We start from the raw sequence: 16,637 nt of genomic DNA on the forward strand, positions 1-16,637 counted from the left end.
GCTTTACTTCTTCAGCCGCCGGGCAAGGCCGAGTACGGTGAATCCGGCGATGCCGGCGAACGCGCTGGCCGGTAGCGGAACCGCGGCAACGCAGTCTTCGGCATTGCTCAGTCGCAGCACCAAGTCGTTGAAGTCGTTCTTGGACCGGCCCTTGGTGATCGATTCGTTGATCGTGATGTCTTCCCAGAACATGATGAACGTCGGCAGGTCCGAGCCGTCGTCGATCTCGAAGGTGATCACGTGGTCGCGGTTGTCGGCGTTGTCGGCGGGGCGTTGGGAGTGCTGGCCCCCTTCACCGCCGTCACGGCCGACCACGAGCATGTTGTCGAGCAGGTCGGCTTCACCGTGGCAGACGATCCATGGGCAGTCCTGTTCGACTTCATAGCCGTAGCCGGTGGTCTCGAACATGATCTGGAGTTCGCCGTTGCCGTCGAAGTAGCCGGAGTACTGCTGGTTGTTCGAGAACTTGGCGACGGCCTCGACGTTGACGCCGGCAAAGCCCGCAGCGGAGAGGTTCAGGCCGATCTCGTCGTCGACGTAGCGGGCGGTGGTGGAGCCGTTGGAGTAGCCCTGCTCGATGGCGTTGAAGCTGCCGCCGTAGAGGTGGGCGAGAATCTGGGTGACGCCATGCTCGCCGGCCGGTGGCGGTTCGAGTCCGGCAAGGGCGGCGGGAGCGAGTGCGGCGGAAGCGACAGCGGCGAGGAGTGCGGCGGTGCGTTTCATGGGATTGGACCTGGGTGAAGTCGGCGACTCACCGCAGACATACCCGCGCACCAAAACACGGGCGACGAATCCCGAGAGATTCATCGCCCGTGTTGCCCGAAAGTTGATCGGATCGTGCGGCTTGTAGGGGCAGCCGCGACGCGTGTCCGATAAGTGCGGCCGTTTACTTGCGGAGCTTGCGAACGACGCCGAGCGCGCCCACACCGCCGAGGATCAGCAGGCCACCGAGGGCGGACGCCGGGATCGGCACGACCGCCGAGGCCGAGTCGACGCTGCTGAGCCGGACGACGAGGTCGTTGAAGTCGGCCTTGGTGCGGTTCTTGCCGATGCCCGGCTGTTCGGAGAGGTCTTCCCAGAACAGCAACAGGCTCTCGTCGCCGTCTTCTTCCTCGATAAGGAAGGTGATGAGTTGAACACGGCCGCCGGGGTTGAGGGCCGGGTCGGACGTGTGCAGGCCGGACTCGCCACCGTCACGGGCGACGAGGGTGGTGGCGGATTCCGCGTTGAACACGACCGGAGCGCTGTTGAGCATGCCGAACTGGTCGGTCATGTCGAGCATTTGGAAGCCGGTGTCGGTCAGGATGCCGAACTCCTGAATGTTGTCGGAGTAAGAGGCGACGAGTTCGGCGGTGTACAGGCCGGCACCGATGGACGAGTCGGACCCGTCATCGGCGACCCGGAAGGCGGTGACGCTGCCGGACACGTAGTCGGCGCCGCTGCGGCTGAAGGTGCCGCCGAAGGTGGCTTCGAGAATGCCGATGAAGCCGGGCTCACCCGCGCCGAGCGCACCGGTCTCGGTCGTGGCTGCCGAGGCAGCTGTGCCGGTAAGGGCGAAGACGGAAGCGGCTAAAAGTGTATTGCGCATTGCTGTTGCGAATCGGTTGCTGGACATGAGTTTCCTGAATATTGGCGAGGTTGATCGTGGCGAGTTAACGAAAACCGGGGGATCTCCCGGTGCCCGAGACGATCCGTGTCTCAGCGACAAACTTGTAAAGCCTCTGCGAGCGAAAACCGGTCGTCGTAGAGCGCTCGACCGATAATGACACCTTTTATCGCGGAAGGTCGGATTAATTGAAGATCAGAAATGTTCGCAACACCCCCCGAGGCGATCACCGGGGTGTCGGTCGTGTCGGCTAGCGCGGATGTTCCGGCGAAATCGATGCCCGACAGCATACCGTCTCGCGCCACGTCCGTGTAGAGCAAAGCACCCAATCCGGTCCCGGTCGTGCGATTCGCAATCTCTTGGGCGGTCACGGTTTCTGTGTGAGTCCAGGCGGCGGTGGCGACTTGGCCGTTTTTGGCGTCGATGGCGAGGGTGAGGCGTTGCGGCATGTCGGTGCGGGCCATCAGTGCCTCGAACCACGGCCAATCCCGGATCGCCTTGGTGCCGACCACGACCCGCGTGACGCCGGCGTCGAGCAGGGCATCCACGTCGGCGGTCGAACGGACCCCGCCGCCGGCCTGCACCCGAAGCCCGCTGGCGTCGGCGATACGTCGGATTACGTCGAGCTGCGAAACTTTGCCCGCCTTGGCCCCGTCCAGGTCGACGACATGAAGCCACTGCGCGCCCGCGTGGGCGAAGCTTTGTGCGACGGCGATCGGGTCGTCGGCGTAGTCGATCTGGCGTTCGTAATCGCCCTGGACAAGCCGGATGACCTTGCCGCCACGCAGGTCGATCGCGGGGTAAAGCGTCAGGGCTGGCCTGTCGGCGATCGAAGTATTGGCCGTCGCGGTCATCGGCCGATGCTAGCCAAGTGCCTGGCCTTTGGTGTGTCACGCCGGCGAGGCTCGGTGGTCCTGTAATCCTCACTTGGCCCACCCGCGGATGCCCTGTTGTTTACCCAGATCCCTTTTCCGATGAACCAGAATTACCCCTCGCGTTCCGCCGTGCTTGAAAAACTTGAAGAGCGTCGTCTTCTTGCGGTCAGCCCGATCCTCGCGGGCAAGAACAACACCGAGATCCCGCTCGACACCGACGGCACCCAACTCGATTACAACTTCGTGACCGTCCGGTTCGACGGCGAGGTCCAACTCGGTGATAACCCCGAGGCCGGCTTTGGTCTGCGTGGTTACGCAATCAATCCGCTTTCGGGTGGTCAACAGCAGATCGTCATCCCGACCTCCGAGCACCAGATCCTTCAGGACGAGAACGGCGACGACACGATCGTCCGGTTCAAGACCGAGTTCCGCGCCCGCAAGGGCGGACGGTTGTACCTCTACGAAGGTGCGCTGCGGGATCTCAACGGCGACGACGTGCTCAACACCCCCAGCGATGCGATTCCGAACATCCGCCTCGAGAAGGGTTTGAACAAGCCGCGGTTTACGCTGGCACTGCGTCCGTTCGTGCCGTATGACTTCACGTTCTTCAACAAGGATTTCTTCGACGCCTCGCCCGACCCGATCACGCGTCCGGTACTCGGGCCTAACGAACTTCGTGCGGACCTGGCGAGCTTCCTGGCCGATCGCGGGCTCGAGCAGAGCGTCATCGACCAGGCGGTTGCCCAGTTCGACGACTCGACCGTGCAGACGCGCGTGCCCGACGCCACGCTCCGCGCCGGCCTGTTATCGCTCTACGGCACCGACGGCGAGCCGGCCATCGATGCGATACTCGGTACGCTCAATCCGACGGGGCAGCCGTACACCATCCTCGGCTACGACACGACGCTCCCGCCCGAAGTTCGCCGCGCCGAATCCAAACTGGAGAACGGCCGGCTCCGTCTGATCTTTAAGCAGGAACTTGCCGACGAGCACTACGCCTCGCTGGGCGCGCTGATCGCGCACGAAGTCATGCACAACGATGTCGGCATCGTGCAAAACGAGGAGATCGTCGCGCACCTCGTCGAGGCGAGTGTCTGGGCCGACCACATTCAGACCCGCCCGGCCATCGCCCGCTACGGCACGCCCAATGTCACCGAGCAGAACGGCCGACTCGTCGCGTTGCTCAACTCCGGCGACCGGCTCTACCCGCGCACCGGCATCCTGGGAGCGCCGCTCAACAACGAGGGCAACGAGGTTTACGTCAACGGCTCGGGACTGTTCGCGGATGACCCGATCAGCTTCGAGGACGAAATCCGGCAGGAGTTTGAAGCCCGCGGCGTCATCGACGGCGCACTTCAAGCCAACACCAGCCCGATCACCGATATCCTGCTCAACCTCCTCGAACCGGGCGACTACACGTTCGAGAACTTCAACACCAGCCTGCTGGAGACGATCGACGCCAACCAGCGCTTCTTCGGCGACGCCGAGGCGGTCGCGGTGGCCGGCATCCTGAAAATGGCTCCGCAGCCGATGAACATCAACATCTGAGTAGTCGCTGTGCAAGTTCAACCACAAAGCCCACGCCTTCAGGCGTGGGTCTTTTGCTTCACCGCCGCAATCGCGTTGAACGTCCGGCCCTCGGCGATGTACTTACGCTCGAAGTTGGTGCCGACCACCTCGCCCTCGCCGGCCGAGCCGTAGCCGCGGTAGTCGACGCGTTGCAGATTCGATGCCTCGACGGTCGGCTTGATGTGCTCCCAGTAATCCTGGTGATCGGTCACGACTTGCAACCGTCCGCCGGGCACCAGCACACGCTCGACGATCTCCATAAATGCTGGCTGGATCAGGCGACGCTTGTTGTGCTTCGCCTTGGGCCAGGGGTCGGGGAAGTAGATGTGCAGCGCATCGACCGACTCTGCCGACACGAGTTCGGTCAGGAACCAGTTCGCCTCGGCGCGGGACATGCGTGCGTTATCAGCGCAGCCGTTGCGACGCAAGCGGTCGGCGGTGTAGCGGTATTAGAAGCGTGCCCACTCGAGGCCGTAGAAGTTGATGTCCTTGCGGGTGGTAGCCTGCTGGGTGATGAACGTGCCCTTGCCGCAGCCGATCTCGATCTCGACCGGGTTGGCATTGCCGAAGAGCGCGGCCCAGTCGATCGGGCGGGGCAGGGCTTCGACCTCCAGGCCGACCGGTTCCACGACAAGTTCCTTCCGCGTCTGCATGAGCGAATACGATAGCGCATGGCAAAGTTGAAGGGCCAAACCATCGCGGTTACCGGCGGCAACAGCGGCATCGGCTTCGAAACCTGCAAGGTCCTCGCCGAACGCGGAGCGCACGTCATCCTCATGGGCCGCGACGAACACCGTTGCCTGCGCGCCGCCGAGCAGATCAACGGCCATGTGAAGATCGTCGTCTGCGATCTGGCCGACTTCGCCAGTGTCCGCCGCGCCGTCGAGCGTATCGACAAGCTGCACGTCCTGATCAACAACGCCGGCATGCACTCCAGCCAGTACAAGGAAACCGTCGACGGCTTCGAGCAAACCCTCCAGGTGAACCACCTCGGCCACTACCTGCTCACGTCGCTGCTGTTGCCGAAGATGTCGAGCAACGACCCGCGCGTGATCAACCTCAGCAGCCGGGCCCACGAGAACAGCCCCACGCCCGACTTCGACGACCTGAACCTCAAGACTCGCTATCGCGGTATCCGCGCCTATTGCCAATCCAAGCTCTTCAACATCTGGTTCACCAAGACCCTCGACGAGAAGTACCCGCAGGTGCAAACCAACGCCGTCCACCCCGGCGTGATCGCGACGGGCATCTTCCGCAACCTCCCGTGGATCGTCCGGACACCGATCCTGAAGTTCTTCACCAAGACGCCCGAGGAAGGCGCGAAAACGAGCATCCACCTCGCCGCCGATGACATTGACGTGAGCGGCCGCTACTGGCGTGACGAGAAGCCGACCAACGAGAGCAAGCTCGCCAAGGACGCCGCGCTCGCCCGCCGCTTCTGGGACTGGAGTTTGAAAGCCACCGGCGCGCGGTGGCCTACGGTCGAAGGTGCCAACGGTTGAATACACGACGCGCGTCCCCGCACCCCTCGCCGACGTCTGGGCCTGGCACGAGGACATCTACGATGCGTTCCTCGCGCTGGTCCCGCCGGACCAGCAGGTGGAGCTGGTGAAGGCAGAGCCGTTGCCGCCGCGGGTGGGGACGATCGTGGAGATCAAGACGAAGGTGCCCGTGCTGGGCTGGAAGCCGTGGATCGCCGAGTACGTCGGCCACGAACCGCCGAATGAGAACGGCGAAGCCTGGTTCATCGACCGCAGCAACGAAGGCCCGTTCAAGCACTGGAACCACAAGCACCACTTCAAGTCGGAAGGCAACGAAACGGTCCTGACCGACTCCATCCACTACACCCCGCCCTTCGGCCCCATCGGCTGGGTCGCCGACAAGCTCCTCATCCGCCGCCAGCTCAACGCGATGTTCGCGTACCGACACAAGGTGACCCGCGAGAAGTTTAGCGGAGTTGGTAGTCGGTAAAACTTAGTTGGTAGAGTCGCACGACGCCGTTTCCCCTCTACCAACTAAGTTCTACCAACTACCGACTCTTCCAAATGCCCCGCACCATCCAACCCGGTTCCACCATCGGCATCCTCGGCGGCGGGCAGCTCGGCCGCATGTTCGGCATCGCCGCCCGACGCATGGGCTACCGCGTGCATTGCCTCGACCCCGCACAGGACTGCCCGGCCGGCCAGGTCGCCGACGTCGAGATCAACCGTCCCTACGACGACATCGACGCCGCGCGGAACTTTGCCAACCGCGTCGATGTGGTGACCTTCGAGTTCGAGAACGTCCCGGCCGAGACACTCGAAGCGATCGAAGCCATCACGCCGGTGCATCCCTCGCCGCACGTCCTGCACACCTGTCGGCACCGCCTGCGCGAGAAGACGTTCCTGCGCGAAGGCCGATTCCCGCACGCGGACTGGAAGGAATGCCAAAGTGCCGAGGACGTCGCCGAGGCGGTCGAAGCCTTCGGCGGCGGGATTTTGAAGACCGCGCTATTCGGTTACGACGGCAAGGGGCAGAGCAAACTGAAACCCGGTGACGACTACGCCGCGGCGTGGGCCGCGCTGAACCAGCCGACGTGCGTCGTTGAGAAGATCGTCCCCTTCGATCGCGAGATCAGCGTCATCGTCGCCCGCACCGCGGCGGGGGAGATGAAAAGCTTCCCGCCGTTCGAGAACGTGCACGTCAACCACATCCTCGACGTGGCGACCTGTCCGGCCGATGCGCCGGGCGCGGTCGAACTCGCCGAGGCGATCGCGGACAAGCTCGACGTCGTCGGCCTGCTCGCGGTGGAGATGTTCGTCGTCGGCGACGACATCCTCGTCAACGAACTCGCCCCCCGCCCCCACAACAGCGGCCACCTGACCTTCGACGCCTGCGTCACCAGCCAGTTCGAGCAGCAACTAAGGGCCGTCTGCGGCCTCCCCCTCGGCGACCCAAGCCTGCTATGCGGCGGAGCCGCCATGGCCAACCTCCTCGGCGACCTGTGGGCCGATGGCGAACCGAACTGGCCCGCCGCATTGCAAGACCCCCGCGTCAAGCTCCACCTCTATGGCAAGACCGAAGCAAGGAAAGGGCGGAAGATGGGCCACTTGGCAGTCTGCCTAAGCCGTCCAGATAAACATGCTGCTCAAGAAGTGGTCGCAGGGATCAGAGGGTCAATCATTCGATGTTGCTCGAATTAATCGCGATTCTTCGAGATCGTTTTTTATCTGGAAGACTCTGCCGCCTATTTCCGGATCTGGCACAAGCCTCTCGTGTAGAGATAGCAAGTCGTGTAATGTTCCATCCTTGAGCCCGTGATATCGTAAGCGGATTTCTTCCACGTTAACAAAATTGGACTTCGCAAAAGACATTGCTTCATATCGCGATGCCCGCTCTGCGAAGGCGGTGACTTCGATGATGCAGATTAAGTTATCGTCAAGAAGGCTCTCGATTTGCCTCTCAAGAAGTTCGGTTGTTCTGCCGGTAGTGCTCACTTCAATCGCGGATCTTCGAACAGCAACCAAAGTGTTCAAAGATCTAAACAATGGTTGTGTCTTTACTGCGATTGAGGTGGCAAGCTTCCACTGTGAGTCGATGTCGGCCAGTAGTTCTTTGGGCAAGTCTTTACCATGTAAGTCGATTACTTTTTGACGAATATTGCCGTGTTTGTCTTTTGCTTCGCGTGCGACTTCAACTAGAGATCTTTCGCAAGATTTGTTTGGGCTAGAGCCGGACGCATCAATTTCAGCGCGGAGCGACTCAGTTCGGGTTAATGATGAGTAGAAGTGTGTCGTTAACTCTTGGATGGCCGATGACCTGTTGGCGGCATCAAGCTCTCTACGTTGGAGTGTCAGTGCTGCAACAACACCGAGAAACGCGAGCAAGGAAAGCGTGGCATTAACTATGCCAAATGAGTCGCCAAGCAATGCTCTGTATTGGAGCTCTTCGGCAGGAGTTGTGGGGTCAAGATCATCTATTGATGCAGAGAGGTAAAAATTGTAGGATGACAAGCTATAAGTACCCACAAGCAGAATCACTGCCACTGCCACAACTATCAGTCCACGCGTTATAAGATCGGTTTTCACCGGTGACCCTCCAAAATCGTATAACGCAGATTACGAAGAATCGCTGCGTATAGCAAATGTTCGGCTCCCACCTCTCCATCGCTGGCGGAATGCATCATGCCGTCGAGGCTGCCGAAGCGCTAGGCCTCGACACGGTTCAGGTGTTTACGAAGAACCAGCAGCAGTGGAAATGCAAGCCGCTCGAGGCTAAGGCGGTGTCGACTTGGCGGGCGGCAATTGAGCGGGCGGGGTTCACCAAGACGGTGTCGCACGACTCGTACCTGATCAATCTGGCCAGCCCCGATGCGGCGCTGCGGAAGAAGTCGGCGGACCTGTTCGTCGAGGAGATCCGCCGGTGCGACACGCTCGGGATTCCGTATCTCGTGAGCCACCCCGGTGCCCACATGGGCGCGGGTGAGTCGGCGGGGATCAAGCGTTTTGTGAAGACGCTCGATGCCGTGCTGAACCGGACGAAGAAGTGTGTCGGCGTGACGGTGTGTCTGGAGGCGACCGCCGGGCAGGGCAGCTCGCTCGGCCATCGGCTCGAACACCTCGCGGAGATGCTCACGACCAGCAAGTTCCCCGAGCGGCTCGGCGTCTGCCTCGACACGGCCCACCTCTTCGCCGCCGGCTATGACTTCCGCGGCAAGAAGTTCCCCACGTTCTGGAAGCACCTCGGCGAGACCATCGGCCACGACGCGATCAAGGTCATGCACCTCAACGACTCCAAGAAAGCCCTCGGCAGCCGGGTCGACCGCCACGAGCACATCGGCCTCGGCGAGATCGGCGACGACGGGTTCACGCCATGGCTCAAGAAGCGGGCGTTGAAGAAGGTGCCGAAGATTCTCGAGACGGCGAAGGGGGAGACGGACGACAGAGAATCGTGGGACGCGGTGAACTTGCGGCGACTCAAATCACTCGCCTAATCCCTTTTCCGTCATCCCGAGCGCAGCCGAGGGATCTAGCTGAGAGGCAGGCATCGGCTCGTTTGGTGGACGGATCACCGGACCGAGCGGACGCGGGGCGGCCGACCGAGGGCGTTGCCTGTACGTCGGCTAGATCCTTCGACTGCGCTCAGGATGACATCGCGGGGTGGGGCGTCAGGGGTGAGTCGGTGCCGACGGCGGCGACACCATCAGCGACACTGTTACCGTCGCCGGCGGATCAGGCCGAGGCTTCCGACTGCGAGCAGGCCGAGCGTGGCCGGTTCGGGGATGGGCACGATCTGTCCGCGGAGTTCGCCGGTGTTGGGCAGGGGGAACTCGGCGGTGTGAATGGCGAGGTAGAGGTTGCCGGACCGCAGGTCGTCGAGTGCGTCGGTGAGGGCGATGGAGTCGCCGGGGTCGCGGACGCCGTCGCCGTTGTCGTTCTCGTCGCCGTCGTCCCAGAGACCAGTGAGGGAGGTCCCGGTGAAGACGGCGTCGGCGTCGTCGACGCGGGGCAGGCCGAAGATGTTCAGGGCGTGGGGGCCGTTGGTGCCGGGGGCACCGATGTGGATGTGAATGCCTTGGACGAAGCTGTCGTCGGCGGGGTCGATGGAGATCCCGGTGAAGTCGATGTCGTAGGCGAGTGTCGGTCCGTCGGGGCCGTCCAGATCGAGGGTGAGCGTCCCGGAGCCGAGCGCGTCGGAGCCGACGGGTGAAGTGGCATCGCCGAAAGGAACCACCTGATCAGGGGTGAGATTGATCTCGAAAATTTCGACGGCGGATACGGTGGGAGCGGCCAAAAAAGCGGCCGCTGCGGTGGATACAAGGAACTTCATGGCGGCAGCATACCCCGTAAAGGCTAGCTGGGAGGTGAAAAATGCGGTTTGTCGGGCCGTTCTAAACAAACCCCGGCATTCCCACGGCGAAACCTTGCGGTGGTCGCTAGCGTCTTTTCCGAACATGGTGCAACTCCCGGGCGACAACCGCATGGATGGGGATAACGACGCAGACCGAGAAGCGGATGCGGCAAGGGAGCCGACGGACGCGGGTCTGCCAGACCAACCGGGTGTTAAGCCCTCGGGGAAGGACAAGCCGATGCAAGCTACGTTGTCCGCAAGCACGCCTGTCACCGAAGCAACGCCGCTGAAGATCGCTGGTACGCAGCGCAAGCTGCGGCGGGAGTACGTCGCCTCGTCACCGGAAGAGGTGGACGCGTTGTTTGAAAAGGCCGTCGCCGAGCACGGCCGGCGGCTGTTGGCGATCGCCCGGTCGATCGTCGGCTTCCGCGCCAGTCCCGAGGACGTGGTCCAGCAGGCAATGTTGAACCTGTACAAGCATCGCCTTCGTTACGATTGGGAATCGCCGGGGCCGTTGATGAAGCGGGCGGTGATCAACGAGTCACTGCGGCTGCTGCGTCCGCCGAAGATGTCGATGGTCCAGGATGACCACCCGGCCCCGGACAAGCCCAAGGATGCGCCCGATGCGGCGATGATGGAAAACGAAACGGTCGAGCAAGTTCGGGCCGCGATTGATAAACTTCCTGAACACTTCCGTGCCGCACTCGTTCTTTGTGAATACGAGCAGATGAGTTACGCGGACATCGCCAAGACGCTGGACGCGTCGGTGCCGCAGATCAAGACGTGGCTCCACCGGGCGCGTCGCAGGTTGGCAGGGATGCTCGAGCCGTATATGAAAGCCGGTCGCGGTGAACTCGCGTCGGACTGAACTGGTTGAAGAAGTCGTATTATTCTGGAGCTTGCATGCCCCTATCGGAGAACGAGTTTGATCTCTTGGAACAGTACCTCGACGGCGAGTCCGACGAGGCTCAGGCTGCCCATGTTCGGGCGCTGATCGCGAGCCGTGACGACGCCGCCGAAGCACTGCGCGCGGCAAAAGCCCGTCGCGGGCTCCGGTCGGAAATCTTTCAACAGCAGGGCGAAGACGACGAACAGGCGATCGACCGCATCCTTGCGGCCATCCGTGCTGAGGGGATCCGCGAGAAGTTCGCCCAAGAAGACAAAACCGGCTTCGGCTGGCGGCAATGGACCGGGCTTGCTGCGGCGTGCCTGGCGCTGGGGCTCTTCGGCGTCTTCATCGGCTATGCGACCGGTCCCGGCGGCAACGCACCCGCCACCATCACCGCACCCAACACGTTCAACGTTCAAGTCGTCAACGACGCCGGTCAGGTCACCGAGACGTTCGTCACCGACAACTATCCCGAGGCCCGCAGCCTTGCCGACGAGCATCACAACGCTCGCATTCTGACCAATGGCTACGAGGTTCAAAAGAGCGCCGGCCTCTAACGCACCCCCATGGCATCCCTGATTCACGTTCGCCGGTTGCGTGCGCTGTTGGCGTTGCTGACGCTCACATTCACGTCGGCTGCGTTTGCGGCGATTTCGCCGTTGTCCGAACTGTCACGCGAGGTCGAAGCCCTTGTTGCCGACGCGCTACCGATGCGGGCGACGGTCGCCGTGGACGGAAGCTGGCTCGATGCGGTGCTCATCGACGATCACGGCCATCTGCTGGTGCCGCACGTTCTCGAGAAGCGTTCCTACAACGTCACGTTCGGCGGTGAGCAGTTGTCGGCGTCGTATGTGAAAGCCGATGAGCTGAGCGCGATGACGATCCTGAAACTCGCGGCCGTACCCGCGGAGGCCGAGGTGGTGCGCGTGGCCCGCCTGCGGCCCAGACCGGCCGAGTTGTCGGTGATTCTTTCGCCCGGCGGTGGGGCGGGTCGATTGGTGGTGTGGGACGGTGCGCCGCGTGAGAAGGCGCTGGCGGAAGGTCTGGTGATTGTCGCAGACGAAGAAGCGGAGGTAACGACCGCGCGTATTGCCGGCTTCTTGTGCGACAACGAGTTCCGGCCGCTGGACCTGGCGCAAGTCGTGGGTCTTCAACTCGCGGCCGGCCGGCCGGTGGAGCGTGTGCGGCTCGGCGTGCTCGTCGGTGTTGTGACCCGAGAATCGGCCCGAGACACCGATGGATTGGCCGAACGCAACACTCTCAAACCACGAACGGAGTTGGTCGTGCTCCGCGTCCTGCCCGACAGTCCCGCCGAGCGGGCCGGAGTGAAGCAGGGCGACAACGTGCTGGCGTTCAACGACCGGCCTGTCACGAACCTGGCCGAGTTTGCCGCAATCCTCGCCGACACCAAGGAGACCGCGATGCTCTCGATCCTGCGCGACGGTGTGCCCATGGACCTGAAGATTGATCTCCGCCCAAGCTCGGGTGAGAAGCCGGACGCTTGATCGGTGGACGTGCATCCACGTCATGCGGCGGACGGACGCGGTGGAAAAGATTGAATGTTCCCAAGTGCGTCCCTACAACATGGGTTCTACTGGACAGCCCCACAAGCCCCGTTCCGCCCGATCGCCCATGACCGTCGCCTCGATTAATGAGCGTGCCGCCGAGGAGTATTTCCGACGCGGCCTTGAAGCCGAAGAAGCCGGTGACTTCGACAAAGCCGTCGAAACTTACCGCCGTGCCCTGAACGAAGACCCCGACCACGAAGCGACCAGCTTCCGGTTGGCCGTACTGCTCGATCGCGAAGGCGAAGACGAGGAGGCCATCGAGCTTTACGAGTCGCTGACCGCCGGCGGCGAGGTCAAAGTCGCGGCCCTGATGAACCTCGCGGTGCTCTACGAGGATCACGATCGTTACGAGGAAGCTGCCCGCTGCCTGCGTGCCGTGCTCGAGTCCAACCCGCACCACGCCCGGGCCAAGCTCTACCTCAAGGACGTCGAAAGCGCCCTGAGCACGACGGTCCAGCAGGAGCAGCGCAAGCTCACGACCCGCGATGCCGTGCTCGATGTGCCGATCAACGACTTCGAGCTCAGCGTCCGCAGCCGCAACGCGCTCAAGAAGATGAACGTCCATACGCTCGGCGACCTTCTCAAGGTCAGCGAACAGGAGCTGATGTCGTTCAAGAACTTCGGCGAGACGAGCCTCTCGGAAATCAAGTCGCTGCTCGCCGGGCGTGGTTTGCGACTCGGCCAAGCGCTCGAAGAGGGGCCGGTCGTGCCCAGTCCGGTACCCGCTGCCGATCGCCATGCGCCCGCCGACGACATCCCCGAGGAACTGTCCGACCGGCCGATCGCCGACATGGAACTCTCGGTCCGCAGCCGAAAGGCGCTGCAGCGGCTCAACATCCAGACCATCGGCGAACTGTGCAGCCGCACCGAGGAAGAACTGCTCGGGTGCAAGAACTTCGGCCAAACCTCGCTCTCGGAGATCAAGCGCATCCTCGCGAGTCTAAGCCTGAGTCTGCGTCGACTGGACGACTAAACGACCGAGTCAGTTATCTTGAGCGGGGTCGAGGGATGTCTTTGGGTTCGCGGTTCGGAAGTGCCCCGGGCCCGGAGCTTCTCTTCGAATGCGCCCGAACATGACGCGGCCGTTAACGGCGACGCAACCCACTTCCCACGGAGTACGCTTTGACGAAACCGTTCACGACCCGCGTTCTCACAGGCTTTGTCGCCATCGTGATCTTTGCCATCACCGGTTGTGCCAGCGACCCCGAGCCCAGCGGCGACATTCCCGGTCCGCCGACGATCCGCGTGTTGCTCGAACGGGATGCCGATGCCGCGACGGTGTCCGCGACCGGCACCGTCACCGCCGCGACATCGGGCCAAACCGCGCCGCTGCTCATCCGTGGGAGCCAGACCGTGCGCCAGGCGGATAACGGCTGGTACATCGGTGGCCAGTATTTCCCCGGTGCCGCGCGTCTTCGGCTCACGCCCGGCACCGACGCCCTGATCACCGTCAACGGCGAGCAAAGGCCCGGCGGCTTCGACTTCGTCACCAAGTCCGCCGGCGTGTTCGATCTGGTCAACGTCGTCGATATGGAGCAGTACCTCATCGGCGTCGTCGCCGGCGAGATGTTCAGTAGCTGGCAACTCGACGCGCTCAAGGCTCAAGCGGTGGCCGCGCGGACCTATGCGTTGTTCCAGACGAAGACGCTCGATCGTGGTCATTGGGACGTCTTCGGCGACACGCGCGATCAGGCGTATGTGCCGATCGACAAGTGGACCGACAACGACCGCCGTGCTGTCGCCGAGACGGCGGGCGTCGTGCTGGCGTTTGCACCCGATGGCAAGCCGCGCCGGATTTTCAAGGCGTATTACTCCTCGACCTCCGGCGGACCGTCGATCGGGGCCGTCGATGCGTTCGGCGATTCGCCCGTCAACCGGATCGACCCGATCAACACCCCCGTCCAATACGGAGACCTCGACAATCAAAGTTCGCGCTACCGCTGGACGATCGAGACGACCCGGCGCGAGTTTGACGCGGCCGTCAAGCGGTGGGCCGCCGATCGTAATCATCCCGCCGCCGGGCTTGGTCCGATCGTCAATGTTCAGGTCGACGCGCGCAACGACTTGCGTCGGCCGACTCGCTATGTCCTGATCGATCGATCGGGCAACACCGCAACGGTGGGGGCCGAGCCCATGCGGAACCTGCTTGGACGGGTTGGCAAATCGTGGGGCAACTGGGTCGAGCCGACGGTCAGCGGCGAGCGGATCGTGTTCGCGGGCCGAGGCTTCGGTCATGGCGTGGGCATGAGCCAGTACGCCGTCGAAGCCCTTGCCCAGCGTGGCGAAACGTGGGACCAGATTCTCAAGTTCTGTTATCCGAAGGTCGAATTGGTGCGTGCGTATCGCGGCAAACCCTAGGACACGCGCACGTCCTACGAGACTGCCATCCGCACGAGTCGATCGACCAACTCCGGAAACTCGATCCCCGCGTATCTTGCCGCGTCCGGTAGCAAGCTCCGCGGCGTGAACCCTGGCATCGTGTTGATCTCCAAGAGGTACGGCTCGCCCGATTCGTCGAGCATCAGGTCCACCCGGCTCAGGTGACGCGCGCCGATCAACCGATGTGCCTCTAGCGACATCGCCATCACACGCTCGACAAGCTCCGCCGGGGCGTTGAGCTCGAAGCAATGCGGCGCGCCGTCCTCGGCGTACTTGCTCTCGTAGTCGAACCAGCTGTCACCCGTGTCGATGCGGATGGGCGGCAGCGGTTGGTCGTCGAGGATGCCGACGGTCCACTCCGGGCCGACGATCAGTTGTTCGCAGATGGCCGTCGGGTCGGCCGCAAGGGCGGTATCGCGTTGCTCGACGCTCTGGCACATCGTGATGCCGAGGCTGCTGCCGCCGGCGTTGGGCTTCACCACGCACGGCGGCGGCACGTTCTGCCCGTCGGCGGGAACGGGCAGGCCGTGAGCGCGCCAGACGGCCTTCGTCCGGGCTTTGTCAAAGCCGAGCGCCGACGCGACCGACCCGCTGCCGACGAACGCGATGCCACGCCGTTCGAACTCCGCCTGTAGCACGCCGTCCTCGCCGAACGCCCCGTGCAACGCGGGGAACACCACGTCGAACAGGTCGTCGAGGACATCGAAGTTCCGCGGCGCGACGTCGCCGAGCGTCACGTCATGCCCGGCCGCGCGGAGTCCCTCGGCGATCGCCCGACCGCTCACGAGCGACACCTCGCGTTCGTTGGACGGACCGCCGGCTAGGACGAGGACGTGCATGATCATTCCTTTGAGCGGCGACCAGCGGGAGCTTTGCGTGGCGCCACGGGAAGCTCCCTTCGGTCGCCGCTCAACATGGCCGACTTACGTCGGCCAGAACTTCACTTCCGTCTGCAACTCGACGCCAAACTTCTCGGCCACCTTCTCGCGGACGACCGCGACCAGGTCGGTGACGTCCTTCGCGGTGCAGGGGGCGTGGGCGAGGATGAAGTTGGCGTGCTTGCTGGAAACCTCGGCGTTGCCGACGCGCATGCCCTTGAGCCCGGCCTCGTCGATGAGCTTGCCGGCCGAGGTCGTGCGGCCGTCGGGCAGCGGGCCGGGGTTGGTGAACATGCAACCGCTGCTCTTGGCATTCAGCGGCTGCGTGCTGCGCTTGTACATCCAGACTTCCTTGGTCACGTCCGTCACCGCGACCGGGTCGTCCTTCTCCAGTTCCAGTTCGGCACCGAGGATGAAGGGTGCGACGATGTTCGTGCTGCGGTAGCCGAAGTGCAGGTCGTCGGCGGTGCGCTCGAAGACCTCGCCGGCCGCGGACATGACGGTGACCTTGGCGATGTTGTTGCCGATGTCGCCGAAGCGTCCGCCGGCGTTCATGCGGATGCCGCCGCCTACGGTGCCGTAGATCCCGGCCATGCACTCCACGCCCGCCAAGCCCTCGCGGCAGCAGCGGAGCACCATCTTCTGCATGTCGTAGCCGGCCCCGAGTTTGAGCGTCGAGCCGTCGATTTTGACGGTCTTGAACGCCGGATCGTCGAGCCGAAACACCGCGCCCGGCACGCCGTCGTCGCTGACCAGCAGGTTCGCCCCCAGGCCCAACACGTAGATCGGAATGTTCTCCTCGCTGCAACGCCGGGCCGCTTCACGGAGCTCGTCAACGCTCCGCGGCTGCACGAGGTACTGCGCCGGCCCGCCGATCCGATACCACGTCAACGGCGCCAGCGGCGCGTCGGGCGTGACGTAATCGAGATCGGAAAACGGAGTGGCGAGACGCATGGGGGAAGGGATGGTAGCGAGGTGGAATGACGAATGACGAGTTCCCGAATGACGAAGGAAACCCGAAGGTCGAAGTCCGAAACCTCGTCA

Annotated in this window: 19 protein-coding genes; 10 read left to right on the top strand and 9 right to left on the bottom strand. The window is 63.2% G+C overall.

What is annotated here, in order from left to right; translation table 11 throughout:
- Positions 1–3: 3 nt before the first annotated feature.
- The 3 genes from AAGD32_02115 to hisA all read right to left on the bottom strand — a co-directional run bounded on the left by AAGD32_02115 (position 4) and on the right by hisA (position 2,460).
- Positions 4–723, bottom strand: coding sequence for a VPLPA-CTERM sorting domain-containing protein (locus AAGD32_02115; protein ID MEM8873029.1), 720 nt, complete (start codon positions 721–723; stop codon positions 4–6).
- Between the two features lie 163 nt (positions 724–886).
- The gene (locus tag AAGD32_02120; GenBank protein ID MEM8873030.1) at positions 887–1,588 is read right to left on the bottom strand and encodes a hypothetical protein; all 702 of its coding nucleotides are present in this window, start codon (positions 1,586–1,588) and stop codon (positions 887–889) included.
- A 110-nt stretch (positions 1,589–1,698) separates the two neighbouring features.
- Entirely contained in the window at positions 1,699–2,460 is a 762-nt protein-coding gene (gene hisA, locus AAGD32_02125) for a 1-(5-phosphoribosyl)-5-[(5-phosphoribosylamino)methylideneamino]imidazole-4-carboxamide isomerase (GenBank protein ID MEM8873031.1), read from the bottom strand.
- Between the two features lie 150 nt (positions 2,461–2,610).
- Between hisA and AAGD32_02130 the strand changes: the two genes are divergently transcribed.
- Positions 2,611–4,029, top strand: coding sequence for a hypothetical protein (locus AAGD32_02130; GenBank protein ID MEM8873032.1), 1,419 nt, complete (start codon positions 2,611–2,613; stop codon positions 4,027–4,029).
- A 38-nt stretch (positions 4,030–4,067) separates the two neighbouring features.
- On the opposite strand, the gene AAGD32_02135 is transcribed toward AAGD32_02130, so the two are convergent.
- The gene (locus AAGD32_02135; protein ID MEM8873033.1) at positions 4,068–4,478 is read right to left on the bottom strand and encodes a hypothetical protein; all 411 of its coding nucleotides are present in this window, start codon (positions 4,476–4,478) and stop codon (positions 4,068–4,070) included.
- 21 nt (positions 4,479–4,499) lie between these two features.
- Positions 4,500–4,703, bottom strand: coding sequence for a hypothetical protein (locus tag AAGD32_02140; GenBank protein ID MEM8873034.1), 204 nt, complete (start codon positions 4,701–4,703; stop codon positions 4,500–4,502).
- Between the two features lie 18 nt (positions 4,704–4,721).
- Between AAGD32_02140 and AAGD32_02145 the strand changes: the two genes are divergently transcribed.
- From AAGD32_02145 to AAGD32_02155, 3 genes are all read left to right on the top strand, one after another.
- Positions 4,722–5,552, top strand: coding sequence for an SDR family oxidoreductase (locus AAGD32_02145; protein MEM8873035.1), 831 nt, complete (start codon positions 4,722–4,724; stop codon positions 5,550–5,552).
- Positions 5,539–6,021, top strand: coding sequence for an SRPBCC family protein (locus AAGD32_02150; protein MEM8873036.1), 483 nt, complete (start codon positions 5,539–5,541; stop codon positions 6,019–6,021). Before AAGD32_02145 ends, AAGD32_02150 begins: the two co-directional genes overlap by 14 nt.
- Before the next feature lie 74 nt (positions 6,022–6,095).
- Positions 6,096–7,232 (top strand): 5-(carboxyamino)imidazole ribonucleotide synthase, encoded by a 1,137-nt coding sequence (locus tag AAGD32_02155; protein ID MEM8873037.1) that lies wholly within the window; start codon positions 6,096–6,098, stop codon positions 7,230–7,232.
- On the opposite strand, the gene AAGD32_02160 is transcribed toward AAGD32_02155, so the two are convergent.
- Entirely contained in the window at positions 7,206–8,117 is a 912-nt protein-coding gene (locus AAGD32_02160) for a hypothetical protein (GenBank protein MEM8873038.1), read from the bottom strand. The two genes, AAGD32_02155 and AAGD32_02160, sit on opposite strands and share 27 nt — an antisense overlap.
- A 56-nt stretch (positions 8,118–8,173) precedes the next feature.
- Between AAGD32_02160 and AAGD32_02165 the strand changes: the two genes are divergently transcribed.
- Positions 8,174–9,022 carry a deoxyribonuclease IV gene (locus AAGD32_02165; protein ID MEM8873039.1) on the top strand — a complete coding sequence of 283 codons (849 nt, stop codon included), beginning with the start codon at positions 8,174–8,176 and terminating at the stop codon, positions 9,020–9,022.
- Positions 9,023–9,243: 221 nt separating this feature from the next.
- On the opposite strand, the gene AAGD32_02170 is transcribed toward AAGD32_02165, so the two are convergent.
- On the bottom strand, positions 9,244–9,858 hold the full coding sequence (locus AAGD32_02170) for a CHRD domain-containing protein (GenBank protein MEM8873040.1): 615 nt from the start codon (positions 9,856–9,858) through the stop codon (positions 9,244–9,246).
- 259 nt (positions 9,859–10,117) lie between these two features.
- Here AAGD32_02170 and AAGD32_02175 point away from each other — a divergent pair, with 259 nt between their 5' ends.
- The 5 genes from AAGD32_02175 (at position 10,118) to AAGD32_02195 (ending at position 14,694) form a co-directional block, all read left to right on the top strand.
- Positions 10,118–10,747 (top strand): sigma-70 family RNA polymerase sigma factor, encoded by a 630-nt coding sequence (locus tag AAGD32_02175; protein MEM8873041.1) that lies wholly within the window; start codon positions 10,118–10,120, stop codon positions 10,745–10,747.
- Positions 10,748–10,782: 35 nt separating this feature from the next.
- Complete coding sequence (locus AAGD32_02180; protein MEM8873042.1) at positions 10,783–11,325, top strand: hypothetical protein; 543 nt, start codon at positions 10,783–10,785, stop codon at positions 11,323–11,325.
- A 9-nt stretch (positions 11,326–11,334) separates the two neighbouring features.
- Positions 11,335–12,273: a PDZ domain-containing protein gene (locus AAGD32_02185; GenBank protein MEM8873043.1), complete on the top strand. Its 939-nt coding sequence runs from the start codon at positions 11,335–11,337 to the stop codon at positions 12,271–12,273.
- A gap of 127 nt (positions 12,274–12,400) precedes the next feature.
- Complete coding sequence (locus tag AAGD32_02190; protein MEM8873044.1) at positions 12,401–13,309, top strand: DNA-directed RNA polymerase subunit alpha C-terminal domain-containing protein; 909 nt, start codon at positions 12,401–12,403, stop codon at positions 13,307–13,309.
- A gap of 149 nt (positions 13,310–13,458) precedes the next feature.
- Positions 13,459–14,694: a SpoIID/LytB domain-containing protein gene (locus AAGD32_02195; protein MEM8873045.1), complete on the top strand. Its 1,236-nt coding sequence runs from the start codon at positions 13,459–13,461 to the stop codon at positions 14,692–14,694.
- A gap of 14 nt (positions 14,695–14,708) precedes the next feature.
- On the opposite strand, the gene AAGD32_02200 is transcribed toward AAGD32_02195, so the two are convergent.
- Together AAGD32_02200 and murB are read right to left on the bottom strand one after the other, a co-directional pair.
- The gene (locus AAGD32_02200; protein ID MEM8873046.1) at positions 14,709–15,554 is read right to left on the bottom strand and encodes a D-alanine--D-alanine ligase; all 846 of its coding nucleotides are present in this window, start codon (positions 15,552–15,554) and stop codon (positions 14,709–14,711) included.
- Between the two features lie 84 nt (positions 15,555–15,638).
- On the bottom strand, positions 15,639–16,547 hold the full coding sequence (gene murB, locus AAGD32_02205) for a UDP-N-acetylmuramate dehydrogenase (GenBank protein ID MEM8873047.1): 909 nt from the start codon (positions 16,545–16,547) through the stop codon (positions 15,639–15,641).
- Positions 16,548–16,637 lie beyond the last annotated feature (90 nt).

Source organism: Planctomycetota bacterium (assembly GCA_039182125.1).
Lineage (GTDB): Bacteria > Planctomycetota > Phycisphaerae > Tepidisphaerales > Tepidisphaeraceae > JBCDCH01.

Excerpts from the sequence above, each read along its gene's own strand:
- AAGD32_02115 (MEM8873029.1), bottom strand. The coding sequence starts at position 723 with ATGAAACGCACCGCCGCACTCCTCGCCGCTGTCGCTTCCGCCGCACTC.
- AAGD32_02120 (MEM8873030.1), bottom strand. The coding sequence starts at position 1,588 with ATGCGCAATACACTTTTAGCCGCTTCCGTCTTCGCCCTTACCGGCACA.
- hisA (MEM8873031.1), bottom strand. The coding sequence starts at position 2,460 with ATGACCGCGACGGCCAATACTTCGATCGCCGACAGGCCAGCCCTGACG.
- AAGD32_02140 (MEM8873034.1), bottom strand. The coding sequence starts at position 4,703 with ATGCAGACGCGGAAGGAACTTGTCGTGGAACCGGTCGGCCTGGAGGTC.
- AAGD32_02145 (MEM8873035.1), top strand. The coding sequence starts at position 4,722 with ATGGCAAAGTTGAAGGGCCAAACCATCGCGGTTACCGGCGGCAACAGC.
- AAGD32_02155 (MEM8873037.1), top strand. The coding sequence starts at position 6,096 with ATGCCCCGCACCATCCAACCCGGTTCCACCATCGGCATCCTCGGCGGC.
- AAGD32_02165 (MEM8873039.1), top strand. The coding sequence starts at position 8,174 with ATGTTCGGCTCCCACCTCTCCATCGCTGGCGGAATGCATCATGCCGTC.
- AAGD32_02170 (MEM8873040.1), bottom strand. The coding sequence starts at position 9,858 with ATGAAGTTCCTTGTATCCACCGCAGCGGCCGCTTTTTTGGCCGCTCCC.
- AAGD32_02175 (MEM8873041.1), top strand. The coding sequence starts at position 10,118 with ATGCAAGCTACGTTGTCCGCAAGCACGCCTGTCACCGAAGCAACGCCG.
- AAGD32_02180 (MEM8873042.1), top strand. The coding sequence starts at position 10,783 with ATGCCCCTATCGGAGAACGAGTTTGATCTCTTGGAACAGTACCTCGAC.
- AAGD32_02185 (MEM8873043.1), top strand. The coding sequence starts at position 11,335 with ATGGCATCCCTGATTCACGTTCGCCGGTTGCGTGCGCTGTTGGCGTTG.
- AAGD32_02190 (MEM8873044.1), top strand. The coding sequence starts at position 12,401 with ATGACCGTCGCCTCGATTAATGAGCGTGCCGCCGAGGAGTATTTCCGA.
- AAGD32_02200 (MEM8873046.1), bottom strand. The coding sequence starts at position 15,554 with ATGCACGTCCTCGTCCTAGCCGGCGGTCCGTCCAACGAACGCGAGGTG.
- murB (MEM8873047.1), bottom strand. The coding sequence starts at position 16,547 with ATGCGTCTCGCCACTCCGTTTTCCGATCTCGATTACGTCACGCCCGAC.